The sequence below is a fragment of the Virgibacillus sp. M23 genome, from assembly GCF_034190895.1.
Lineage (GTDB): Bacteria > Bacillota > Bacilli > Bacillales > Amphibacillaceae > Virgibacillus > Virgibacillus salarius.
On record NZ_JAWDHA010000019.1, the window covers coordinates 24,049 to 47,761 of the forward strand.

Annotated in this window: 22 protein-coding genes, 1 riboswitch and 1 other annotated feature; of the genes, 6 read left to right on the top strand and 16 right to left on the bottom strand. The window is 37.4% G+C overall.

The features are described from left to right. Positions 1-23: 23 nt before the first annotated feature. Positions 24-686, top strand: a complete 663-nt coding sequence (locus tag RVS70_RS09770) for an RNA polymerase sigma factor (protein ID WP_281949614.1) — start codon at positions 24-26, stop codon at positions 684-686. 74 nt (positions 687-760) lie between these two features. Further along, positions 761-1,342, top strand: a complete 582-nt coding sequence (locus RVS70_RS09775) for an ATP-dependent Clp protease proteolytic subunit (RefSeq protein ID WP_026683057.1) — start codon at positions 761-763, stop codon at positions 1,340-1,342. Between the two features lie 369 nt (positions 1,343-1,711). Here the strand turns inward: RVS70_RS09775 and RVS70_RS09780 are convergent, their stop codons facing one another. From RVS70_RS09780 to RVS70_RS09795, 4 genes are all read right to left on the bottom strand, one after another. Further along, on the bottom strand, positions 1,712-3,775 hold the full coding sequence (locus RVS70_RS09780; protein ID WP_414617172.1) for a heavy metal translocating P-type ATPase: 2,064 nt from the start codon (positions 3,773-3,775) through the stop codon (positions 1,712-1,714). A gap of 139 nt (positions 3,776-3,914) precedes the next feature. Next, a complete protein-coding gene (locus RVS70_RS09785; protein ID WP_321133103.1) occupies positions 3,915-5,426 on the bottom strand; it encodes an FAD-dependent monooxygenase in 1,512 nt (503 codons plus the stop codon). 709 nt (positions 5,427-6,135) lie between these two features. Then, the gene (locus RVS70_RS09790; protein WP_321133105.1) at positions 6,136-6,300 is read right to left on the bottom strand and encodes a hypothetical protein; all 165 of its coding nucleotides are present in this window, start codon (positions 6,298-6,300) and stop codon (positions 6,136-6,138) included. A gap of 81 nt (positions 6,301-6,381) precedes the next feature. Further along, positions 6,382-6,999: an NUDIX hydrolase gene (locus RVS70_RS09795; protein ID WP_026683053.1), complete on the bottom strand. Its 618-nt coding sequence runs from the start codon at positions 6,997-6,999 to the stop codon at positions 6,382-6,384. A 190-nt stretch (positions 7,000-7,189) separates the two neighbouring features. Between RVS70_RS09795 and RVS70_RS09800 the strand changes: the two genes are divergently transcribed. Next, positions 7,190-7,513 carry a four-helix bundle copper-binding protein gene (locus RVS70_RS09800; RefSeq protein WP_321133107.1) on the top strand — a complete coding sequence of 108 codons (324 nt, stop codon included), beginning with the start codon at positions 7,190-7,192 and terminating at the stop codon, positions 7,511-7,513. Between the two features lie 311 nt (positions 7,514-7,824). Here the strand turns inward: RVS70_RS09800 and RVS70_RS09805 are convergent, their stop codons facing one another. Together RVS70_RS09805 and RVS70_RS09810 are read right to left on the bottom strand one after the other, a co-directional pair. Next, on the bottom strand, positions 7,825-8,499 hold the full coding sequence (locus tag RVS70_RS09805; RefSeq protein WP_321133109.1) for a response regulator transcription factor: 675 nt from the start codon (positions 8,497-8,499) through the stop codon (positions 7,825-7,827). Beyond that, positions 8,474-9,880, bottom strand: a complete 1,407-nt coding sequence (locus RVS70_RS09810) for an ATP-binding protein (RefSeq protein ID WP_205389461.1) — start codon at positions 9,878-9,880, stop codon at positions 8,474-8,476. The genes RVS70_RS09805 and RVS70_RS09810 overlap by 26 nt, the downstream gene beginning before the upstream one ends. Positions 9,881-10,154: 274 nt before the next feature. Here RVS70_RS09810 and RVS70_RS09815 point away from each other — a divergent pair, with 274 nt between their 5' ends. Continuing rightward, on the top strand, positions 10,155-10,739 hold the full coding sequence (locus RVS70_RS09815) for a YdhK family protein (protein ID WP_321133112.1): 585 nt from the start codon (positions 10,155-10,157) through the stop codon (positions 10,737-10,739). Positions 10,740-10,825: 86 nt separating this feature from the next. Here the strand turns inward: RVS70_RS09815 and RVS70_RS09820 are convergent, their stop codons facing one another. From RVS70_RS09820 to RVS70_RS09845, 6 genes are all read right to left on the bottom strand, one after another. Continuing rightward, positions 10,826-11,035 carry a hypothetical protein gene (locus RVS70_RS09820; RefSeq protein ID WP_026680072.1) on the bottom strand — a complete coding sequence of 70 codons (210 nt, stop codon included), beginning with the start codon at positions 11,033-11,035 and terminating at the stop codon, positions 10,826-10,828. A gap of 116 nt (positions 11,036-11,151) precedes the next feature. Continuing rightward, entirely contained in the window at positions 11,152-12,384 is a 1,233-nt protein-coding gene (locus tag RVS70_RS09825) for an MFS transporter (protein WP_205389459.1), read from the bottom strand. A 140-nt stretch (positions 12,385-12,524) separates the two neighbouring features. Beyond that, positions 12,525-12,812 (bottom strand) — a binding site (T-box leader). A gap of 188 nt (positions 12,813-13,000) precedes the next feature. After that, the gene (locus RVS70_RS09830) at positions 13,001-14,356 is read right to left on the bottom strand and encodes a TrkH family potassium uptake protein (RefSeq protein WP_205389458.1); all 1,356 of its coding nucleotides are present in this window, start codon (positions 14,354-14,356) and stop codon (positions 13,001-13,003) included. Between the two features lie 3 nt (positions 14,357-14,359). Next, a complete protein-coding gene (locus tag RVS70_RS09835) occupies positions 14,360-15,019 on the bottom strand; it encodes a potassium channel family protein (RefSeq protein ID WP_414617173.1) in 660 nt (219 codons plus the stop codon). Between the two features lie 233 nt (positions 15,020-15,252). Then, positions 15,253-15,397: riboswitch (cyclic di-AMP (ydaO/yuaA leader) on the bottom strand. 161 nt (positions 15,398-15,558) lie between these two features. Further along, positions 15,559-17,676: a heavy metal translocating P-type ATPase gene (locus RVS70_RS09840; RefSeq protein WP_321133118.1), complete on the bottom strand. Its 2,118-nt coding sequence runs from the start codon at positions 17,674-17,676 to the stop codon at positions 15,559-15,561. Continuing rightward, positions 17,645-18,031, bottom strand: a complete 387-nt coding sequence (locus tag RVS70_RS09845) for a metalloregulator ArsR/SmtB family transcription factor (RefSeq protein ID WP_321133121.1) — start codon at positions 18,029-18,031, stop codon at positions 17,645-17,647. Before RVS70_RS09845 ends, RVS70_RS09840 begins: the two co-directional genes overlap by 32 nt. Before the next feature lie 156 nt (positions 18,032-18,187). On the opposite strand from RVS70_RS09845, the gene RVS70_RS09850 reads away from it, so the two are divergent. Next, positions 18,188-18,433 (top strand): hypothetical protein, encoded by a 246-nt coding sequence (locus RVS70_RS09850; RefSeq protein ID WP_026680066.1) that lies wholly within the window; start codon positions 18,188-18,190, stop codon positions 18,431-18,433. 96 nt (positions 18,434-18,529) lie between these two features. Here RVS70_RS09850 and qoxD read toward each other — a convergent pair whose 3' ends face one another. Genes qoxD through qoxA form a run of 4 tightly spaced genes read right to left on the bottom strand, consistent with a single transcriptional unit; the run spans position 18,530 to position 22,370 of the window. Further along, positions 18,530-18,814 (bottom strand): cytochrome aa3 quinol oxidase subunit IV, encoded by a 285-nt coding sequence (qoxD, locus tag RVS70_RS09855; protein WP_026680065.1) that lies wholly within the window; start codon positions 18,812-18,814, stop codon positions 18,530-18,532. Further along, positions 18,815-19,411, bottom strand: coding sequence for a cytochrome aa3 quinol oxidase subunit III (gene qoxC / locus RVS70_RS09860; protein ID WP_026680064.1), 597 nt, complete (start codon positions 19,409-19,411; stop codon positions 18,815-18,817). It abuts the gene before it with no gap. Next, the gene (qoxB, locus tag RVS70_RS09865; RefSeq protein WP_321133125.1) at positions 19,404-21,356 is read right to left on the bottom strand and encodes a cytochrome aa3 quinol oxidase subunit I; all 1,953 of its coding nucleotides are present in this window, start codon (positions 21,354-21,356) and stop codon (positions 19,404-19,406) included. Before qoxB ends, qoxC begins: the two co-directional genes overlap by 8 nt. A gap of 39 nt (positions 21,357-21,395) precedes the next feature. Beyond that, on the bottom strand, positions 21,396-22,370 hold the full coding sequence (qoxA, locus tag RVS70_RS09870; protein ID WP_321133127.1) for a cytochrome aa3 quinol oxidase subunit II: 975 nt from the start codon (positions 22,368-22,370) through the stop codon (positions 21,396-21,398). A gap of 331 nt (positions 22,371-22,701) precedes the next feature. Between qoxA and RVS70_RS09875 the strand changes: the two genes are divergently transcribed. Further along, the gene (locus tag RVS70_RS09875) at positions 22,702-23,511 is read left to right on the top strand and encodes a helix-turn-helix transcriptional regulator (protein ID WP_281949622.1); all 810 of its coding nucleotides are present in this window, start codon (positions 22,702-22,704) and stop codon (positions 23,509-23,511) included. The last annotated feature ends 202 nt before the right edge of the window (positions 23,512-23,713 follow it).

Below are 23,713 nucleotides of genomic sequence, written 5' to 3' on the forward strand. Positions count from 1 at the left end.
AGATTGAAAAAGGAGTGTTTTCCATGGATAACGATTTTCAACAAGCTTGGAATAAGTGTGTAGCTTCTATTTGGAAGGCTTGTTTGCACTTCACACAGAACACCCATGATGCAGAAGATCTCATGCAAACAACTTGGGTAAAATCCTATGTGAATTGGAAGAAACATCAACCTACATCACTAAAAAAAGCTTATTTTTCTACAATTGCCAGAAACACATGGATTGATGAGCTACGTAAAAAAAAGCTACCAATAATCCCATACGAGGATTACGAAAAACAAATTGCCGATTCGACAAGTGATATACTTTCGCAAAATCTTGTGCATCTATTAAATCAGTTAGTATCCAAATTGACTATAAACCAACAAATCTTTTTCTTACTCGCAGATGTTTGTAAATGCAGCCTCAAAGAAATTGCTCAATTGACAAATGTAAGCATTGGAGCCGTTAAGGCAAATCTTTTTCGAGCACGACAAAAAGTAAAGGATGAGGTTCGAAAAAGTTTAGATTTTGATTCACCAATAGATGAAGATCAGGTGTTACGTATCCAATTATACACCTATGCATTACAAAACGATGATGTTCAACTACTAGCAAACTTACTGACAGATAACGCTTCTGTTCGCACCTTATATGCTCAACGACAACATACACCAAATACCATGGAAAATAAAATGGCTGCTTAACATATTTCTGAATAAGGAACAGCCTTTACCTCATTCAATTACTCCTCTTAAACGATAAAGGCAGGTGTTAACGTATGAACGTACCAATTCCTTATGTTGTAGAACAATCAGATCACGGAGAACGGAGCTATGATATTTATTCACGGTTATTAAAAGATCGTATTGTATTTATCGGTTCTGAAATTGATGATACACTCGCCAACGCAGTAACTGCACAATTACTATTTTTAGCCTCTCAAGATCCAAAAAAAGATATTTCAATGTACATTAACAGCCCAGGCGGTTCTGTATCAGCCGGTTTTTCGATTTTAGACACGATGAACCATATTAAACCTGATGTTCAAACTATTTGTACAGGTATGGCAGCATCTTTTGGCGCCGTGCTACTTATAGGAGGAACAAAAGGGAAAAGAATTGCACTCCCTCACTCAGAGGTTATGATACACCAACCGCACGGTGGGATGAAGGGCCAAGCCAGTGATATGAATATCTATGCTAATCGCATTATTAAGCAACGGCGAGAAATCAATCAATTAATTGCCGATCGTTCCGGCCAGCCATATGAAAAAATAGCACAAGATACAGAACGTGATTTCTTCATGAGCGCTAAGGAAGCAAAAGAATACGGTATTGTCGATACTATATTAGGAGCTTAATTTGGAAAACACTTTTCGATGGGGAACACATTCCTATGAAACGGTATTACGGATCATTATATATTAACATTACTCAAAAGGGTGCGAGTGAACGAAGCTCCAAACGATATGAATCGGAAGATACGAAGTTATTTCCAGAAAGTCGTTCGAACCTTTATCGTTCATTTTTTTGAAATGGTGATGATTCTCATCCTATGGAAAACACGTTAATAACGTAGAGGCATAAGGGGTGACTCCTGCGAAAATACAACACGAGTCATCCCTCTGCTATTTCCTTTTACGATGAAAGAATAACATGATTACTAGGCTTTATATATACTAGTTTTTTATCCCTCAGCTTGGGAGGAACCTTAAGCCGCTTTATTACATTTATGCTTTTAATAATTTCGCATTAATTGCTACGATTATAGTACTTAAACTCATTAGCACTGCACCAACCGCTGGACTAAGAACAATTCCAATCGGCGCGAGCACGCCAGCAGCTAGCGGAATAGAAAATATATTATAACCTGTTGCCCACCATAGATTTTGCACCATTTTTCGGTACGTTTTCCGTGATAAATCCATTAGTTCTACCACATCATTTGGATTACTTTTTACAAGAACAACATCAGCAGTCTCCATAGCTACGTCTGTTCCTGCACCAATTGCAATTCCTAAATCCGCAGTTGCTAATGCAGGTGCATCGTTGACACCATCTCCAGTCATAGCAACTTTCCAACCCTTTTCCTTAATTTTTTTCACTTGGTTCGCTTTATCATCTGGCAATACTTCAGCATAAACCTCTTCTATTCCTAATTGTTTAGCAACCCAATCTGCCACCTTCTGATTATCTCCAGTTAGCATAATAGAATGAATACCCTGTTTCTTCAACGATCTAACCGCCTCTTTTGCTGTATCCCTTACCATATCAGCAAGCGCAATCATACCGATTAATTCCTCTTCAACCAGCACAAATACTACGGTCTTACCTTCTTCCGACATTTTACTAAACAGCTTCCGATCAAATGTTAGATAATTATCAAGTACATATTTGGGACTGACAACGTTAATCGTTTTGCCATCTACTTTTCCCTGAATCCCTTTGCCAGTAATCGATTCAAAATCATTTACCTTGTTTAATGAGATAGCTTTATCTTTGGCTGCTCCAATAATTCCGGCTGCAATTGGATGCTCTGAATTCTGCTCAACACTCGCAGCATAAGCAAGTACCTCATCTTTTTGATACCCTTTATCTGCAATAATATCTGTAACACCAAATTCTCCCTTGGTTAACGTACCAGTCTTATCAAAGACAACCGCATTTAAATTCCTTGCACCTTCAAAGTTAGCTCGATTACGAATGAGTAGCCCCTTTTTTGCAGAGATGGATGTTGAAACTGCAACGACTAAAGGTGCAGCTAGCCCTAAAGCATGTGGACAAGTAGTAACCATAACCGTAACCATTCGCTCAATGGCTATATCATAAGAGTACCCAAGCAGCAGCCAAATAACTAATGTAGCTAACCCTGCAAATAAGGCAAGATAAAATAACCATTTGGCAGCTCGATTAGTGAGGTCCTGCGTTTTCGATTTTGATCCCTGCGCTTCTTTCACCATCGTAACAACTTGAGATAAAAATGACGCTTCTCCCGTCTTCTCCACTTGAATAGTTAGCGACCCTTCTTTATTTACAGAACCACCTATTACTTCGTCACCTTTTACTTTTTCAACGGGTACTGACTCACCAGTAAGCATGGATTCATCTACTGCAGATTTTCCATCAAGGATGGTACCGTCTACAGGTATCTTTTCTCCAGGCTTAACAAGTACACGATCACGACTTGCCAATTCAGACAATGGTACATCTTCTATTTCATCATTTTCATCTAGTTTATGTGCTTCATTAGGCATTAACTTGACTAATTGCTCAAGAGCATTGGACGCGCCCATCACCGAACGCATTTCTACCCAATGACCAAGTAGCATGATATCAATTAATGTTGCTAACTCCCAAAAGAAGTCTTTACCTTCCCAACCAAAGACCGTTAGAGAGCTATACCCGTAAGCAACTAAAATGGCTAAGCCAATAAGCATCATCATTCCAGGATTACGATCTTTTAATTCACGGATGCCACCTGTGATAAACGGCCAACCGCCATAGAAGAAAATAACTGTTGCTAGCGCAAATAGAATATATTGATCAGATGGAAATCGCCAATTCACACCAATAAATCCCTGAATCATTGGAGATAACACTAGAATTGGAATAGTGATAATCAATGATATAAAAAATCGTTTCTTAAAATCATTTACCATGTCACCGTGGTCATGATGACCGTGATGGCTGTGCTCTTCACGATGATGCTTGTGCATGTGCTTATCTTGATTGCTTTCTCGATCTACATGTGTATGATGATGCTCATGATTATGGTGTTGATGTTTTTGTTTCATAAAATACCCTCCTCACTCTTATCATTTGCTTAGTTATTATTTCCAATACAAATATACTATACCCCCCTATAGTAATTGTAAAACCATAAAAATAATCCCGCTAAAAAAGCGGGATAACCATGTTTCAAATTATCTTTTGTTACTGCTTGGCATGGAACGGAGTAATACCCCAGTTATCAAGGTATTCCTGTAATCGTTGTATATCCTGATAGGAATGAACGAGACCAATATGACCATCCGGACGAAGCAAATACATCGCTTCTTTCTGTAATCCTTTTTGCTCCGCAATTGAATCAAAACTAAAAGTATGAAGAGGTAATCCACGCTTCTTACAAAAATTCAATAATTGAGCAGAAGCTGACCCGTATACGTGAACCTGCCAATCCATGGTTTGTAATGTTTGATAGTTATCTCCAGTAAATGGAAGCCGTTGTCCTGACTCTACTCCCATATACTTGCCACTACTTAGTGGACTTTGAGTGTATTCAATTTGCGTTTGTGAAATAATTTTAAATAGCTGCTCTTTAATACGCATGGAATGATCTACAAGGGGTATAAGCCTTGGGACAATTTGTTTTCGTAATAATCGATTGATAAAACTGCCAGAAACCACACTTGTAAAAGCACGATCCGTGGTATTTACCAAGCGTTCGGCAAAAGCCCTCCGCTCTACTTCATACGAATGAAGTAACTCTTCCTTCGCCTTTCCGTGTACGACAGAAGCAAGCTTCCAGCCGAGATTAACCGCATCGCCAATTCCAGTATTCATTCCCTGACCACCAGCAGGAGAGTGAATATGTGCAGCATCACCGACAAGAAATGCTCTACCCTTAGTAAAATGACTAGCGACCCTATGATGAACGTTATATGTAGAAAACCAATTAACCTGTTTTATGTCCAACTGATAAGCCTCTTCCATGAAGGATACTAGCTTATCAACATCGTCACGACTATTAACAAGCTGTTTTGGAAATATACCAATCGCCCTCGTTGTATTCTTACTACGAACAGGTAAAAGTACAACAAATTCCTCTCCTCTAAAACAAAGCGATATTCGTTGCGAGTCTATCGGTCTACCTGTAGCTTTAATATCCATGACGTAAAATAGCTGTTCGTAAGTTCCCCCAGGAAAATCTGTGTTGATTTGATGCCGAACTGCACTTCCAGCACCGTCACAACCACAGATATAAGCAAATTCTTCTTCCAAAGCATGACCAGCCTGAAGCATTTTTGCTTTTACACATTTTTGATCTTCTTGAAAAGAAAGAAGCTCTGTGTTCCAGTCGACAGTTATACCAAATTCGTTTAGTTTTTCAAGAAGTAGTTTTTCATGCTCATCCTGCGGAAAACTGTATGGAGATGTAAATGGGCTTAACCCTGTTCCTAAACTACCAACATGCATACGAGCTCTTTTTTTCCCATCCACATGTAGCTGCATTTCCTTTATTTTAATACTTTCATTAATGATTGCACCGGAAATGCCAAGCTGATTGTAAAACTCTAACGTTCTAGGCATCACGGCCATTGCCCTAGAAGAAGTACCTGGTCCATCTGCTTTGTCAATAATTTTAATTGGAACCCCAAACTTAGTCATACTTAAAGCCAATACAAGTCCTGTTGGACCCGCACCGACAATCAAAATAGGATTCATCTTCGTCTTCCTCCCTTAAAATAGCACCTTATAATCTAGTCATACCTTCACATCCATGTCACCTTGTACCGCTAATAATCAATATAGCTAACGATACATTGAAACTTCAATCAGTGGGGGTTTTGCTGTCCTCAACTGCTTGTTCGTACCACAAGGGTATGACCTAAAGCCTTTGAACCAATCGGACATTTACTGGTAGTCGATCCCCCACTTATCCATATTGGTTTCACTTTATTGCTTGAAGTGGGGCTTACTGCCAATTATATGTGGGATAACCGTCTACATGCTTTAAATCAGGAAGCTCCCATATCGACTCATAACCCTTCCTAAACTTAATGCAGAAGAATTATCTAGAACGTATTCCAATCCAAATAAAGTCTAAATCTCTTGGTGCAATAGGCATAAGCCTCTGTACGAATTAAACCTGTTATACCATTCTTAACAGCTAAAAATTGCATTGGAACAAAAATTGCTGATACTAAAAAATTTGTGCCAATCTTTTTCCAAGACCTTGTAGCACAGCAGGAGGTCGTTCAACAAACGATTCAAGCGTTTTCCCTTCCAGCTTCTCTACGACTACGAATTCTCTATTAAACGATTTCCCCTTATGAACAACCCTTGGTCAGGAAGTTAGATTATTTAATGTATTATTTATACGTTCTAAGGAAAATACGTTTCTTGGATCAATCCCAAATATTCTTTTACATTTCTACCCAAAATCATTACTCTGCTCATCTACCATTCTCGTAATACGTACAACCACTGCCTGACGCTTCGTTTGCACAAACGAAACATCACTTGCCTGATCTTCGTAGCTAGGCGTTAATTTAGTAATATATTGAATTGGCTCATGAAATAAGAATTGTAAGTACATCAATTTTCCTTTCTATACAATCCTATTTCGATAGCTGTACTAATTTTTCCTGCTTTGATGCAGAGACATGATTTTAACTACCTACTCTACTATCGCTTGTTTTGTAGGATTACGACTAAATTCAAATAGGGTTTTAACTTGATCTACGGTATTTCGACCGACAGAAAGAACTGGCAGCTGATCCTCTGCGAAAAAGTCTATCCCTTTCGTTTCAATACCAGTACTCTCCTCTCCACCAACAATTTCACAACGAATAAATAGTTTATAATAGTGATAGGGTTGTGGCGGATGAGAGTGCTTATTCATATCTAACAACGCAAGCAATTTTGTTGGCACGACATGATACCCTGATTCTTCCCATATTTCCTTCACAATGTTCTCATTAGGTGATAACCCCACTTCGCAAAAGCCTCCAGGCAGTGACCATTTATCATCCATTTTTTCTCTAACCATTAATATTTTTTCTTCTTTAAATACTGCACCCCTCACATCAAGTTTAGGTGTTTGATATCCTTTTTCATATGCAAATAAGTTCGATAATTGCTGCATCTCTATTTCCGAATAACTCTCTATTATTTCTTTACTTATTTGCTGTAGCTCTTCATAGCGCTCTCGATCATATATATCCTTCGTGAAAGTTAAACCAGCTTGGGATAGAGATTGTAATCTTCTTGCCCAATCTAACCATTGGTAACTCATCGGAACCTCTCTCCTCTATTCATCAATTTCCTTTTCTACAGTTTATCAAAATAACAAATCCTTGAAAGGAATTTGTTTATTATATAAGAAGTTGGGCAACGTAAGTGTTAGTGATGAAATAACATGATGAACTTAGCTAGAGAATTTACTGCGATCCATTCTCTAATTTCATCTTTAGGAGGTAAAAATAATGGGGCATGAACAGCATCAGGAGCTTATTCGCGCATTACATGAATGCATGACAGCATGCAATCATTGCTATGACGCCTGCTTGCAGGAGGAAGATATCAAAATGATGACCAACTGTATACGTTTAGATCGAGAATGCGCAGATATTTGCAGCTATCTGGAGCAAGCAATCTGCAAAGGGACACCATTTTCTGCTGCGTTAACCTCTGTCTGTGCAGAAATTTGCGAAGCCTGTGGAAACGAATGCAAAAAGCATGCACACGATCATTGTCAGAGATGTGCAGATGCATGCTTTGCATGTGCGGATGCTTGTAAATCAGCTTAAAGAAGAATGCTAATTTAAAGACAAGAGGCTGGGACAAAACACAACTTCTTTACTCAAAATACGAATTAATCAATAGGAGTATTATCGCTGCACCGTGAAAATATACGCGCTTTCCGCGGCACGGCCTCAGCTAACTTGGTAAAGAAAAACACGTTACCAAGTGGATCTTCGGACACGTGCTTATATCAGGTGCTAAATGAATGATTCTAATCAAAAAACGGACGATAATTAATTCTTTTGTCTCAGTCTCCTACTTCGCTCATTTATCACTTCAAAGTTATATGCTTAGTCCAACTCCTATTTACATCTACTTAATCTTGAACCACCCATTTATAACCTACCCCCCAAACAGTCTGCAAATAGTCATCTATGGAAAACCCAGCCTGTCTTATTTTTTCACGCATATTGCGCACATGAGAATCAACGGTCCTTCCTTCCGTATCGGAATGATAACCCCAAATTAATTCAATAAATTGCTCCCGTGTAAATACCTTATTAGGGTGTTTCATTAAGTGACCAATCATAAAAAATTCTTTGGGCGTCAGCTTAATCACCTGATTACCATAGCTTAATTCAAACCGTTCCTCTTCCCAGCGTAGACCATCAACCTCTATTACATTTTTTGGTACTGTACGACGTAATAACGCTTCTATTCTAGCTAATAACTCCTGTGCATTAAAGGGCTTTGTTACATAATCATCAGCTCCTAAACGAAGCCCTCTAACAATATCCTCTTGCTGATCTCGTGCAGTTATCATGATAATCGGTATATCAGAAAATTTTCTGATAGATTGGCAAAGCTCCCAACCATCTATCTCAGGCATCATGATGTCCAACAGAATAATATCAAAATTTTCTTTTTCTAAATGCTCTAGTGCCTTTGTAGCATCTTGCGCCTTTGTACAGATATATTTGTGTGGCTTCAAGTACAACGCTAATAAATCCAACATCCTTTGTTCATCATCTATTAAAAGTACATTCTTCAATAACCTCACCCTTTGGTACTTTAATGATTACCTTTGTTCCAACGTCTTGTTCACTGTATATTTGGATGATACCATCATGAGCCTCAACAATTTCTTTGGCAATGGCAAGACCTAATCCACTACCACCATTTTTTCGAGAACGGGATTTTTCAACACGATATAAGCGATCAAACACATAAGGCAAATCCGTTTTCGGTATGCCTTCACCTTGATCACGAACGATAATCTCAATATACCTATCACTGTCCTTTACTTCTAGTTTAATTTCCCCACCTTTTACCGAATACTTGTTGGCATTATCTAAAATATTTAATAGAACTTGCTGAAAGCGATTTGGATCTATGTAGCATGAAATATGATTGGGACAACGTACAAACAGCGCGACATCTTTTTTCTCTAGCACAGGTGTTATGAAGTCGACAATAGATGTTACAAGCTGCTTTAAAAAGACTTTCTCACGCCTTATAGGAAAAGAATGTTGATCCATTTTCGCTAATTCAAATAAATGTTTGATTAAAATAGATAGGTTTTCCGTCTCTTCACGAATAATACTAATATATTCTTTTAAATCTGCATCTGTTAACGCCTGACTATAAACTATATCCGCATACCCTTTCATATACGTTAGTGGTGTCCGTAATTCATGAGAGATGCTTGCTAGGAATTCATTTCTTTCATTCTTCAACCGGTCTAAATCATTGGATAAGCTTGTGATCGCCTGTGCTAATTCACCCAGTTCATCCCTTCTTTCTGTATGTAATCCAATAAAATGATTCCCTTCACTTAGCTGTTCTGTAGCACGCTTTATTTTCATCAATGGCAGTGTAATAAATCGAGAAAGAATAAAAATGGTAATAATCGTTAAAACCACCGTAATGATACCAATAAATAAAAATTGATTACTTAAATGATCTAAGACCCGCTTGACTTGATTGGTATGAGCGAACATAAAAACATGCCCGCGATGCTCTTTATTTATCGTGATGGGACTATCCGTAGCAATAAACTGTCTATCCTTCCATCTGTCTTCAATGACAACACCTTCTGAAGGTATGGAATCATAGTTCGTACGCTCAATAACCTCTGTCATTTCCGACTGAACTGGATCTGAATGAACTAGAATCTTTCCTGCTTCATCAGTAATGATAACGACAAACTCAGATGCAGATTCCATTAACCCAACGTGTTCAAGCGTTGTTGCCTCAAAGTTGTCCTCTAACACTTCACTATGTGTATTACCTCGTGCAAGTAAATTATTGATTATTTCTTCAATACGCTCACTGGCTAAATTCATGTAGAGAATAAAATAGAGCAAGCCTTCTATTATTAAAATAACGAAAAAGAAAAGCATACCTATTTTTAGAGAAAGCTTATTAACCATATTAACCGCCTTTCAAAATCGGTAATAGCTGTATCTGTAATACAGTCTCTGTATACTTATTATAATCTATAAATTTTTTCATTATATTACCTCCCCCATATATTAAACACTTCTATTCAGTGTATTAAAAAATTATTGATTTTCTGTGCAGACGAGCTATGCAGCTAATATTTTACATTTTTTGTATATAATATGTCATATAAACTGCAAAAAATCTGCAAATTTACTGGGTAAATTAATAGAGACATATCACTAACAAGAAGGGGGTAGTCTCATGAACAAGCGGAAATGGGGATTGGCAATTGGTATATTTATTGTAGCAATGACACTATCAGCATGTGGAAGTACACAGGAAAATAACGATGGTCCTACTGAAAACGCGGATCCAGAAACGGAATCCGGATTAAGTGATCACGATCAAATGGAACATTCTAGCTCTGAATACGTACCAAAAGGCTTACAAACAGCAAAAAACCCAACATATGAGGTTGGCAGCAAAGCAATAATTGAAACAGATCATATGGAAGGAATGAAAGGTGCTGAAGCAACCATTTCTGGTGCATATGATACTACTGTATATACCATCACCTATACCCCGACTAATGGCGGAAAAAAAGTAGAGAACCATAAATGGGTGATACATGAGGAGCTAATGAACCCTGGAGCTAAGCGGCTGGAATCTGGATCAGAAGTAAAAGTAGAAGCTTCTCATATGAAAGGAATGGATGGAGCTACTGCCACCATCGATTCAGCTAAAGATACAACTGTATACATGGTTGATTATATATCTAACACAAGTGGTGAAGAAGTTAAAAACCATAAATGGGTAACTGAGGATGAGCTTTCTCCCGCCAACTAAAGAATCACGTACCTATTAAATAAAATTACCATATGTAAAATAAGATTCAGCAGATAAACAGCTGAATCTTATTTGTTATATTGTTATTAGTTAAACCAAGCCTTATCCAATTGTTGATAATAATCATCCAGTTCCTTCTTTAACCGATAATAGATGATTCTTTCCGAGATATTCAAGACTTCTTCATTACCGTTTGCTTTATCGACTTTAAGCTGATATGGCGTAATTTCTCTTAATAACCGGATAAATCGATAATAATCTGTTGTATCAAAAACGAACTTCATTTGTTTCTCCATTACCATACTCCTTATTTATCAACCAATTCTTTCTTCTATAGTAAAAGGAACATATGGAACTGTTGTGTAATTCATATGGAATTTATGTGGAGATTCTAAAATTTCATTTCTTTAAACTAACTAATTGCATCCTTATCTAGCTTATAAAATTGTCTTTTTGAGGATTTTAAAACAACAGAGCAAATTATTAACCCAAGTACTAATAAAACGATAGATCCAGTTATCATCACTGGTCGAATTGCAATTAACTCTGCTATCAAACCAAAAGCTCCTGTCAAAAAAATAATAAAAAAAGCTTCTACTATACTAAATATACTACTAAATCTACCCATTAAATCAACTGGTACATTATTTTGATAAAAGGTCATGAAACCTGTGTTAGCAAAAGATAGTGCAAACATGATGACGAAAAAACCTATAGCAGCCATACCATAATTAGTTGAAAAAGCAAAGATAAGATAACCGATGGCAGTGACCAAAACTCCTAAACCTATTAAATAATAATTTTTCACCCAGTTCGCTATTACACTATTCACGATTGAACCAATAATAAATCCGACACCAGCTATACTTACAAGTAAACCATATTCACTCTCACTAAAAGACAACGCATCTGTCGCCAAAGCAGCTTCTAATGAGTCAATAGCAGTCATCAAAACAGTAACCCCACTAAACAGCAAATAAACAGTAACAATGTACATCGATGTCTTACTAAAAGTCACAACTGTTTTCCAATCTGATTTAATCATTTGCCATGATACACTAGCTACCTCTGGGTTATTTTTCGCATCAACATTAGGTAATATTAATAAGATTACTGCTGATAGTAGAAGAAAAACACCATTTAAATGAATAGCTAAAAAAGGTGAACCCAGCAGAAATAGCAATCCAGCTATCGACGGTCCAAGTAAAAATCCACAAGACGAGGTAAAATTTCTTAATGCATTAAAGCGTTGTCGATTCTTTTTAGGAATTAACTTCGTAAAGTAAACCATTGATGTATGACCGAAAATAGAATCTGCAATATTAATGACAAAAACGATTCCATACATAATCCAGAGCTTGGATATAAAGGGAAGTATTAAAATCAATATCCCTCTACATATATCTAAATTAATCATTAGCTTCCGTTTGTTCAGACGATCAATATAACTACCCGCCCAAAAACTTGAAAAAATAGAAGCAATCGGTTTTAGCATATATAGAATTGAAACGGCCAATGGTGAACCTGTCCATTCAAGCACAATTAAATTAAGTGCAATTAAATATATCCAGCCACCAAGATTCGATATACCTATACCTAACAATAGTAATAAAGGATTCCTCCATTCACGCAACGCAACCACCATTTTGAATCCCCCCAGTTTTATTTAAAACAAAAAAAGTGGCAGTGCCTCCGCTAGCTTAAAACTTTAAAGAACTTCTAAAATACAGGCACTGTAACTAAACTCTGATGTAAATAAAAAATCTCACCTCCCAAGACAGTCATCTTGGGGGCGAGATTTGGAATCCAAAATCGCGGTGCCACCCCATTTTATTCCTGTGTCGCCACAGAAATCTTATCAAGTACGGCAGCTAAACAACATAGCATGCTTATACCCTATCCCTATAACGGGAGATCCCGTCACACGATCCTTTCCTATAATAAAAAAATAGGAAATTCCCATGCGCAGCTCGGAGCCTTGTTTCAATGGACTCGATACTCCTTCGTTTTCAGCTAAGCGAAAGGTCTCTGTTTAAGCTCTTATCCATCTACTCTTCTCATCATTGCCTTTATATAAAATATTTCTATTATCTTACTGAATTATAGAGGCTTTGTAAATACTTCACGTTAAGAAAATGAATGACTTACAAATTCCTGTCCTTTCATTTTCCTTTCACAAAAAGTGAGTAGCGTTCTCTTCAATTCAAGAAAAACCTTGGTTACTAAATAGCTAAAAGGATTTTCTAACTCTCATAATAAGCTTAGCCGGTAAACACATCTTCTGCTGGGTAACGAATGGATGATTTCTTTCTTTGTCTAGCGAATACAAATGCCAGCGTTAATGGTCCGATTCGACCAATAAACATCATTATGATAATGACACATTTTCCAAATGATGTTAAATCACCTGTCAACCCCATCGACAAACCTACCGTACCAAAAGCGGAAATGACTTCAAATACAATTACTAGGAACGGTGCTTTCTCCGTAATGCTTAATATAAAAACAGCGACAAAGATTACTAATATACTAATAATCATTATCGATAAAGCACGTAAAATAACATGTGGCTTAATGGTTCGATCAAAAGCCGTTGTCTCATTCTTTCCTCTTAAGTAGGACAACGTTGCTAAAATCATTACGATAAAGGTGGTTACCTTAATACCACTGCCTGTTGAACCACTACCAGCTCCAATAAACATGAGCATCATTAACACTAAAATAGATGGTACAGTCATTTCAGCAATATCCAGTGAATTAAAACCTGCCGTTCTTGGAGTAACTGCTTGAAAATAAGATCCCCATAGCTTATCCATTAACGGTAGATTACCAATTGTAGCTGGGTTGGAATACTCTAACACAAATAAAGTAAATAATGCTACGATATTGATGATCAATGTTCCAACAATCATTAGCTTCGAATGTAAGGATAATTTCTGAAAACCCTTCTTATCCCATATATCCACTAGCACCGTAAATCCAAGTCCTCCTGTGATAAATAGTCCTGTTATAACAACATTAATCATAGGGTCCCCCACAAATGAAGAAAGACTATCAGACCATAAAGAAAAACCTGCATTATTAAAGGCGGATATGCTATGAAAAAGGCTTTGATGTAAACCTTGCTCCCAGCCGAATTCTGGAACCCAACGAATCGTTAGCAAGAGAAAGGCGATAGCCTCAATAGAGATAGAAAATATAAATAATAGCTTCACTAATCGAAGCAGTCCTCCTAGCGATGTTTCATTTAAGCTTAATGATTCCTGTGTTAGCTTTCGTTGATGAAGTCCGACTTTTTTTCGAAGCATCATTAATATTAAAACAGAAAATGTCATTAATCCTAAGCCACCAATTTGCATGAGCGTCATAATAACCAGCTCTCCAAAAATGGTAAAAGCATTTCCGGTATCCACAACGACTAAACCTGTCACAGTAATAGCTGATGTAGCAGTAAACAAGGCATCTAACCAGGATATCGGAACTTCAGTTGCTATTGGTGTTTTTAAAAGTACCGTGCCAATGATGATAAATACCAAGAATCCCAACGCCAGAATTTGCGGTGGACTTAAATGAATAATACTACCTCGCAGCGGATGTAACGAAATGATTTTCCTCATCTTCTACATACCTCTATTTTCAAATCGTTTAATATCATTCTTATGTCCCATTACAACCAATATATCATCTTGATATATGAAATCGTTCGGTAGTGGTGATATATTTACTTCATCTCTTCGCTTTACTGCTAAAATTGTGCAGCCATATTTTTTCCTGACATCAAGCTGTACAAGTGTATTATTACTAATTTTTTTAGTAGCTACTAATTCCACAATACTATATTCCTTCGACAGTTCAATATAATCAATTATTTTTTCAGAATCAAGTTGGTGAGCAATCCGCATGGCCATCTCTTTTTCAGGCTGTATAATACGGTCTGCTCCAATCTTTTCTAATACTTTAAAATGTTGTATATTTTGCGCCTTCACCCATACCTGCTTAATACCCATTTCCTTCAATAACAATGTGCATAAAATGCTTGGTTGAATATGCTCGCCTATGGCTACAATCGCAAAATCAAAATTTCGAAGACCAAGTGATTTTAACGTTCTTTCATCTGTTGCGTTAGCCACTGCAGCATGAGAAGAAAATTCCTTAAGCGAATCGACAATAGACTCATTTGCATCAATAGCTAATACCTCATGTCCTAATTGATATAATTCTTTGCATACGTTGCTGCCAAATCTCCCTAGACCAATGACTGCAAATTGTTTCCTTTTCAACATTCATCCTTCTTTCTCTATATCCTTTATGTAAAACCCATTCGCTGTCACCTCAAAAGGATGTTCAAAGCTTGATTAAATCAGTTTGTTACTTCATAAGTGCTGAAGAAGCACAAAGCATATACAACATAGATTCTATTTATCATCGCTGTTTGAACATACAATACGTTATCAACGAAAAAAAGACCATTACAAACAGAATGGTCTAAAGGATGACCCTTGGACCTTTCTCCCCAGATTTAACAAAACGCTTACGAGGTTAGCTGTCGGATTAGGGACTGAGAGTATCCCTTCTTAACTAGTAAGATTCACCCCAAGATAGGAATTTATCCTATCAAAAATGGTTCCCCCGCTCAAAGGATTCAGCGAATAAAAGGCATTAGGATATATTAATTTTCCACCCAATATAAATCATAATAGATATGTTATAATCTACGCCGATTATAAGGTGTTGTCAATAGAATTTTTGAATGTCATCGCAATAAAAATTACCGATCATTTAAACTTGAACAACTCAAGAAATCATATAGATGGGTTTATTATTTTGCATTCATTAACCGTAATGAATTTAACACAACAATAAGCGTCGCTCCCATATCTGCAAATATCGCAATCCACAGAGTCAACCAGCCTGGAATAACTAAAAGCAATGCAACTAATTTTAAAACGAAAGCGAAGATTATATTTTGTTTAATTATCTTCAACGTTTTTTTGCTTAACGCCATTGTATAGGGAAGCTTATCTAAATCATCCGACATCAACGCAATATCTGCTGTTTCCAATGCTGTATCTGCTCCTGCCCCGCCCATAGCAATACCGATATTAGCTGCTGCTAATGCGGGAGCGTCATTAACACCATCACCTACCATTGCAACACTTCCATATTGCTCACGAACCTGCTTAATCGCTACTAGTTTATCTTGAGGCATAAGTTCTGCTTTTGTCTCTGTTATACCAATTTGTTGAGCAATAGCTTTTCCGGTAGCTTGATTATCACCTGTTAGCATTACCGTACACTTGCCTAATTGAACAAGTCTTTCAATGATGGAAGGACTGTCTTTTCGTATTTGGTCGGCAACAGCGATTAATCCTTCAATCCTCGCTGGTGTTCCAAGTAGCATAACTGTTTTTCCTTCTGATTGGAGTTGTTGGATTTTTTGTTCTGTCTCAACTGGTAGCTTTATCATATCTTTAAATAAAGCTGGACTACCTATTATATATTGCTTACCTTGGACTACTGCTCTTGCCCCTTTTCCAGTAAACGATCGAAAATCAGTTGCATCCCATGTTTCTACCCTTTCTTCCTTCGCCTTACGTATAATCGCTGAAGCAAGCGGATGCTGCGAATATGATTCAATCGCCGCTGCAAATGCAAGCACATCACCATCAGTCATGGCTCCAATTGATACTACTTCTGTTACGACAGGTTTCCCTTCTGTAAGTGTACCAGTCTTATCAAAAGCAATTACTTGGAGTTTACCGGCCTCTTCTAGATGAATACCGCCTTTTATTAAAACACCTTTACGGGCTGCATTACCGATTGCTGTTACAATTGCTACTGGTGTTGATATAACTAATGCACATGGACAACCTACAACAAGGACTGCTAAACCACTGTATATCCATTCTGACCATACCCCTCCAAATAATAATGGAGGTACAATAGCAATTAGCAATGCAATAATAAGAATTACTGGAGTGTAATACCTCGCAAATCGGTCAACAAACTGTTGGGACGGAGCACGCTCTGCTTGTGCCTCCTCCACCAAATGAATAATCTTGGCAATTGTTGTATCTTCTGCAAATTTTGTTACGCGAATTTCCAGCGACCCTTCTTCATTTAACGTACCTGCGAATACTTCCTCTCCAACTGATTTATATACGGGTATCGATTCACCCGTTATAGCAGCTTGATTAATGGATGATTCTCCCGATACTACTTCCCCATCCATAGCAATCTTTTGTCCTGGTTTAATAACCATAATATCACCAATCTGCACATCCTCAACATCTATTTCAATCAAGGAGCCTCCACGTTTAATAGTAGCACGGTTAGGAGCAATATCCATTAGTGATTGAATGGATTTCCTTGCTTTATCCATTGAATATCCTTCTAGCGCTTCACTTAAAGCGAAAAGAAAGACAACAACGGCACCTTCTGCCCACTCCCCAATTATGGCTGCACCAATAATAGCGACTGTCATTAATGTCTTCATATCAAATTGCAGCTTGACAAGATTTTTAAATCCAATTATGAATAAATGATAACCACCGGTTAAAATCGCTACAGCGAACATTCCAACAGTTAAAGGGTTGTTTTCTCCTAGCTGGAAGAACAGTGTATATCCGATAATTGTAAAAAGCAGAGAAAGCATAGAGGCTATATTGTCACGTTTTTTCCAGAACGGCCGTTTGGGTTTCGTTCGTTGTCGCTCTGGGTATAATTTAATCCCATCGAACGCCCCTGCTTTTTCTAATTGCGCAATAGAAGCTGCTCCTTGTACCGTAATTTTGGATGCACCAAAATTAAGCTGCACATCATCTACACTATCAATAGCACGAATATTCTTTTCGAACTTTGCGGCACAATTCGTGCAGGATAAGCCTTCTAAACGATAGACCTGTTTATTCTCCACTTCCAACACCTTCTTTTGCATGCACAATAGCAATTGTTACTAATTGATGAATATGTTCATCCTCCAACGAATAAAAAACCAACTTTCCTTCTTTCCGATATTTTGCTAATCCCATATTCCGTAATAGCCTTAAATGATGAGAGGCTGTTGCCTTAGTACAGCCTATGATATGAGCAACATCACAAACACATAATTCTTTTTCTAGTGTAAGTGCATACGCAATTTTTAAACGTGTTGCATCAGCAAGTGCTTTAAAAATCTGCTCCACGCCTTCTACTTTATTTATTTTTGGCTGCATTCGATTTACCTTATTCTCATCAAAACAAAACGTTTCACATGTATCATTAGTGGAATTTACACGTTTTTCCGTAACCATTAAGAACACCTCATTCAAATAATCATTTGATTGTTTGACTATAGTGTATGGAAACAATACCTGTTTTGTCAATTATACTTTTTAACAATTTTTCATAAAGTATTTGACAACTTTGTGAACAAGGTGAATAATATAAGTATAAGGAGGATGAGCGAGATGGAAATAAATGAAAAAATGCTAAATGCCGTTAAGTACGTAGGGGCAACTGTATTATTCATTGGAATTGCACTATTTGCATATGGATTTTTCGTAAGCGGATACAGTGTGGTTACCGGCATTGGCATTGGCACAATCATGGGGGCAGTGTTTATCTTTCTAATGGGTATATTCTTCGTAGCAACAGAAGAAGTAATAAAGAAACGAACAAAGAAGATCGAGATTAGTAAATCCTACCATAAATAAAAGGAGTGTCTATCATGACACTCCTTTTATAGTTATAACTGATTTTTTAGGCACCTGATCTACCCTAATATGCTCAGGTATCAATAGCCGTTATTCTTATACATAACCCCAAATCATTGCCAATAGCGTACCAAATACCGTAAGTACAGCAATGATAATACCGTAGTACACACTTGTATAAATCGCACCTTTATCTTCAGATTCACCAGCGTGCATAAATACGACTAATTGCAATGCTGCTTGGGCAAATGCGGTAATAAGCAGGATCGTCAACCCAAGAGCAAATGACATATCCAAGATATATACTAACAGCGCGACGCTAGTCAAAATCAACGAGAAAACAAAGCCCATCACATGCTTAATCGGGAATAATTCTTTCATTTACATCATTCCTTTCAAATAAACGAAGCTGAATATAAAAATCCAAACAACGTCTAGGAAATGCCAGTAAAGAGAGAAAATAAATGATTTATTAGCTGTTTCTGGAGTCAGTCCTCGTTTAATCACTTGAATCATTATCATAATTCCCCAAAACAACCCAAATGTTACGTGCGCGCCGTGTGTACCTAATGTCGTTAATAAAATAGATGTGAATGCACTAGTCTGTATACCAGCACCTTCATGGACATAATGAATAAACTCATACACTTCAAAGCTCAAGAAAGCAGCACCAAGTACTAATGTAATGATGAAAAATGTCATCATTGCCTTCTGTCTACCGAGACGCATAGCATGAACACCTAAACCAATTGTAAAACTACTAGTTAATAATAGAAGCGTTTCTGCAAGAACTGGGGAGATTTCAAATATCTCGGCACCTGTTGGTCCAGCTCCTGTACGACCTTCCAACGTAAAATAGGAAGCAAATAGTGTTCCAAACAACATGATTTCTGCTCCAATAAATATCCAGAAACCTAATATATTCATACGTCCTTGCTCTGTACTATATTCAAGCGGTTGCGTGTTATCCTTATTCATTTCTAGCACCCCGCAATTCCGATTCAGTTCTATCAATTTCCGCAACGGAAATATGATGCCCATGATCTTTCTCAAATGAGCGATGAAGCATACATGCAAATATACCAATCAATGAAACTACCGCTGTAATCCACATGCTAAATACAAAGGCAAATCCAAAGATGAAGAAAAACACACTCATAACAAATGGTACACCACTATTATTAGGCATATGAATTTCTTTATATCCACCTTTAAATAATGTATGACCATTTTTCTTGGAATCCCAGAATGCCTGACTAGAATTTACTTGTGGTGTAATGGCAAAGTTGTACTCAGGTACTGGATTATGTGTTGCCCATTCTAATGAACGTGCATTCCATGGATCATCGCCAATATCTCTTGATGCATAACGTGTACTATAGTAAATATTGTATACAATGAGGATAAACCCAACTGCAAGACCTAAAGCTCCAATGAATGAGAGCATATTCCAAAATCCGAAGCCAGTAGATTCAGAGTACGTGTACATACGACGAGCTTGCCCATCTAATCCAGAAATAAACATTGGGAAGAAGGCAAGGCAAGTTCCGCCAGCAATAAAACCAAACGCCCATCTACCAATTCGTTCATTTAACATAAACCCAAACATCTTCGGCCACCAGTACGTAAGACCAGCAATCATCGCAAAGACAACACCAGGTATAATTACTAAGTGGAAGTGTGCTACTAAAAACATCGTATTATGATATTGATAATCAGCAGCTGACATTCCAAGCATTACACCGGTCACACCACCTATGGTAAAGATCGGAATAAACCCTAACGAATACAACATAGGTACAGTAAACTGAATTTTTCCTTTCCACATGGTTAACAACCAGTTAAAGATCTTAATTCCAGTCGGGATCGCAATAGCCATAGTAGTAATGGAGAAGATACTATTAACCATTGCTCCTTGACCCATTGTAAAGAAATGGTGTACCCATACGACAAAGGAAAGTAAGGAAATAATGACCATGGAAGCGACCATGGAATTGTAACCATATAAATTCCTTCGAGAGAAAGTAGAGATTACCTCACTATAAATACCGAAAGCTGGCAGAATCAAAATATAAACCTCTGGATGTCCCCAAACCCAAAACAGGTTAGCCCAGAGCATATCCATTCCGCCATCTGTCGTTGTAAAGAAATTCGTTGCAAACAAACGATCCATAGTTCCCATCGCTAATGCAACGGTAAGAACTGGGAAGGCAAATACAATAATGACGTTTGTAATTAACCCTGACCATGTAAACATCGGCATTTTCATAAGCGTCATACCAGGTGCACGCATTTTAAGGATCGTCACAATAAAGTTAATACCTGTTATTAACGTACCAAGCCCGGATATTTGCAGAGCTAGCATGTAATAATTTGTCCCGACAGACGGACTTAGCTCATCTCCAGCAAGTGGAAAATAAGACGTCCAACCTGAGCTTGGTGATCCACCAATGACAAAGGAAAGGTTAAATAACATTGCACCCATAAAGTACAGCCAAAAACTAACTGCATTTAATCGAGGAAAAGCAACATCCCTTGCACCAATCTGTAACGGTATAACAAAGTTCATTAATGCAATGATAAATGCCATTGCCATAAAGATAATCATAACGATGCCATGTGTGGTGAATATTTCATTATAATGCTGCGCGTCCAGCAGTGCGTTCTCTGGAACAGCTGTCTGTGCTCGCATCATTAATGCATCTACCCCACCTCTAAATAGCATTAGCAAGGCGGATATTAAATACATAATTCCAATTTTTTTATGGTCAACGGTTGTAATCCATTCCCGCCATAGATACCCCCATTTTTTAAAATAGGTAAGACCAACTACGATTGCTATTGAAGTGAGGACAATAGCAACCATAGCAGCATATATCGCAGGACTTGGATGTGGGATCATAAAACGTTCAAAAAAGTCCATTTTTCTTACTCCTTTCCGGATAACCCGATGTACTAAATCTTAATGATGATCTTCTGTGTGCTCATTTGTCTCATCTGCATGACCGGAATCCGAATTGTGTTGTTCATGTTCATCCTGCTCTACACTAGAATCACCTTCATGTTCACTATGATCATCTTCCGAGGTAGAACCATGATTATGTCCACCATGATGACCTTCTGGCGGAGGCATAAATTCTAGGTGAGTTCCAGTAAATGTTAATTGACCCAGGTGCCCTGGCTCCAGCAATTCATCAAATTTATCTTCAGTAAGTGGGTCTGCAGTTTGTTTAACTTCATCAACCCATTCATCAAATTCTTTTTGAGGCATTGCTTCTACACTAAATGAATTCTCAGCGAATCCTTCACCACTAAAGTTTGCATTTCTACCCATATATTCACCTGGTACATCTGCACCTAAATGAAGGGTAGTAATCATATCAGACATAGCATATTTTTGACCACCAAGTTGTGGTATCCAAAAACTAGTTATCGGCCCATATGAATAGAGTCTAAATTCAAGCGGTCTATCTGTTGGTACATATAGATAATTTACTGTTTCAATGTCCTGTTCAGGATAACTAAAATGCCATTTCCAATCGGATGAAGATGCATATACAACTAAAGGTTCATCATTCTCGTATCCTTCTGGAGTTGCTTCCACTTTGTAGTTACTCTGGACGGAGATAATGGATAAAACAATTACAATTAGTACTGGAATCCCTACTATTAGTGATTCAACAATAATATTTCCTTTAATATACGGTGGTTCATATGAATCTGGTTGTTTAGATGCACGATATTTAAATAGTATATATACTAGCATTGCAAATACTACAATTACGATCACAGCCATAATTGCTATTGATATCCAAATGACATTGGCTTGTGTTTGCGCCTGTGGCCCTTTTGGATCCAAAACTAACAATGGCTCACAACCTGTTAGCACCGCTAATAATGTGAATAGCGATGCTAGTATCGCCCATTTAATCTTCATAAAGAGATACCCTCCCCTGCATGTTGTTGATATGAAATGTATTGAAATATTTTTGTTACATACTTCACAAAATCCATTCATCTATCTTAATACCATATACGGTGAAAAACAATAGAATGTGCTGGTTGTCAGAAAATGTTCACGGAGTTTGGTACAAAAAAATGAACATTAATTGAATAAAATATGTCAATACGTAAAAGGAAATATTAAGTTACCTTCTCTTTCCTAGCTAAGCTAGCATGGAACTATATAGAAATACGGTATATAATAGAGCAAAATCGAATCATGAAGTTGTCCTATCTGCGAATTATTCCTTAGAGAGGGAAATAACATGCGAAATTATTATCCTTTACAACCACCAATCTTTGAAAAGAGCCTAGGAAACCCAAACTATCAATATCAAGAATATTTACCTAGTAAGCTTTTATCTGATTATGTTGTATGTTACTGGTCTGTCCATTACCATCCGTTAGATACCTATCCATTACATCGAATTGTTCCAGACGGCTGTATCGATATTATATTCGACCTTCAATCAACTTCCTTCGCAAAGGGCTCCTTTGCTGTCGGCTTAATGACCACATTTGAAACAATGAAACTCAGGCAAAAACAAAACCTGTTAGGAATTCGTTTTTATGCAGATACGGCACGCCGATTTATTATGTATCCTCCCGCCGAATTAATGGATACCCAAGTACTTCTTGAGGATATATGGGGGCAGGAGGCTTCGCTTTTGCAGGAAGATTTGCTATTGTCGAAAAACCTTCCAGAGAAAATTAACAAAATTGAAATGAAGTTAGTAAAGCTTTTATCAAAAAATACACATCGCACAGATTTATTACTAGAAACAAGTATGCAATACTTGTTTACAAATCTGGGCATCTTCCCCATACGCACACTAGCAGAAAAGACCCATTTTAGTGAAAGAACGATTAGAAGGGTCTTCAAGAAGGAATTAGGTGTCAGTCCTAAAGCATTTTCTAATATTATTCGATTTCAAAGTTCATTAAAAGAACTACATGATAATCCCTCATCGTTATCTAACATAGCAGCAAATTATGGTTATTACGATCAATCGCATTATATTCATCAATTCAAACGTCATTACGGCCAGTCACCGAAGCAGATTCTATTAAAATAAAGGAAGACTTCAATCCTTGGGAATTTTATTTATTCCCCAAGGATTGGTAGTACCACAAGGGTGTGCCCTAAAGGCTCTAGAACCAATCGGACATTTACTGGCAATTGATTCCACACTTAGCCTTATTGGTTTCACTTTATTCCCTGAAGTAGGGGGCTTACTGCCAGTTATATGCGGGGTAAAACTTAGATTCGATTGTCCG

What these genes read in the sequence shown, in the direction of transcription:
- RVS70_RS09770 (WP_281949614.1), top strand. Translation starts at nt 24, where the DNA reads ATGGATAACGATTTTCAACAAGCTTGGAATAAGTGTGTAGCTTCTATT.
- RVS70_RS09775 (WP_026683057.1), top strand. Translation starts at nt 761, where the DNA reads ATGAACGTACCAATTCCTTATGTTGTAGAACAATCAGATCACGGAGAA.
- RVS70_RS09780 (WP_414617172.1), bottom strand. Translation starts at nt 3,775, where the DNA reads ATGAAACAAAAACATCAACACCATAATCATGAGCATCATCATACACAT.
- RVS70_RS09785 (WP_321133103.1), bottom strand. Translation starts at nt 5,426, where the DNA reads ATGAATCCTATTTTGATTGTCGGTGCGGGTCCAACAGGACTTGTATTG.
- RVS70_RS09790 (WP_321133105.1), bottom strand. Translation starts at nt 6,300, where the DNA reads ATGTACTTACAATTCTTATTTCATGAGCCAATTCAATATATTACTAAA.
- RVS70_RS09795 (WP_026683053.1), bottom strand. Translation starts at nt 6,999, where the DNA reads ATGAGTTACCAATGGTTAGATTGGGCAAGAAGATTACAATCTCTATCC.
- RVS70_RS09800 (WP_321133107.1), top strand. Translation starts at nt 7,190, where the DNA reads ATGGGGCATGAACAGCATCAGGAGCTTATTCGCGCATTACATGAATGC.
- RVS70_RS09810 (WP_205389461.1), bottom strand. Translation starts at nt 9,880, where the DNA reads ATGGTTAATAAGCTTTCTCTAAAAATAGGTATGCTTTTCTTTTTCGTT.
- RVS70_RS09815 (WP_321133112.1), top strand. Translation starts at nt 10,155, where the DNA reads ATGAACAAGCGGAAATGGGGATTGGCAATTGGTATATTTATTGTAGCA.
- RVS70_RS09820 (WP_026680072.1), bottom strand. Translation starts at nt 11,035, where the DNA reads ATGGAGAAACAAATGAAGTTCGTTTTTGATACAACAGATTATTATCGA.
- RVS70_RS09825 (WP_205389459.1), bottom strand. Translation starts at nt 12,384, where the DNA reads ATGGTGGTTGCGTTGCGTGAATGGAGGAATCCTTTATTACTATTGTTA.
- RVS70_RS09830 (WP_205389458.1), bottom strand. Translation starts at nt 14,356, where the DNA reads ATGAGGAAAATCATTTCGTTACATCCGCTGCGAGGTAGTATTATTCAT.
- RVS70_RS09840 (WP_321133118.1), bottom strand. Translation starts at nt 17,676, where the DNA reads ATGCAAAAGAAGGTGTTGGAAGTGGAGAATAAACAGGTCTATCGTTTA.
- RVS70_RS09845 (WP_321133121.1), bottom strand. Translation starts at nt 18,031, where the DNA reads ATGGTTACGGAAAAACGTGTAAATTCCACTAATGATACATGTGAAACG.
- RVS70_RS09850 (WP_026680066.1), top strand. Translation starts at nt 18,188, where the DNA reads ATGGAAATAAATGAAAAAATGCTAAATGCCGTTAAGTACGTAGGGGCA.
- qoxD (WP_026680065.1), bottom strand. Translation starts at nt 18,814, where the DNA reads ATGAAAGAATTATTCCCGATTAAGCATGTGATGGGCTTTGTTTTCTCG.
- qoxC (WP_026680064.1), bottom strand. Translation starts at nt 19,411, where the DNA reads ATGAATAAGGATAACACGCAACCGCTTGAATATAGTACAGAGCAAGGA.
- qoxB (WP_321133125.1), bottom strand. Translation starts at nt 21,356, where the DNA reads ATGGACTTTTTTGAACGTTTTATGATCCCACATCCAAGTCCTGCGATA.
- qoxA (WP_321133127.1), bottom strand. Translation starts at nt 22,370, where the DNA reads ATGAAGATTAAATGGGCGATACTAGCATCGCTATTCACATTATTAGCG.
- RVS70_RS09875 (WP_281949622.1), top strand. Translation starts at nt 22,702, where the DNA reads ATGCGAAATTATTATCCTTTACAACCACCAATCTTTGAAAAGAGCCTA.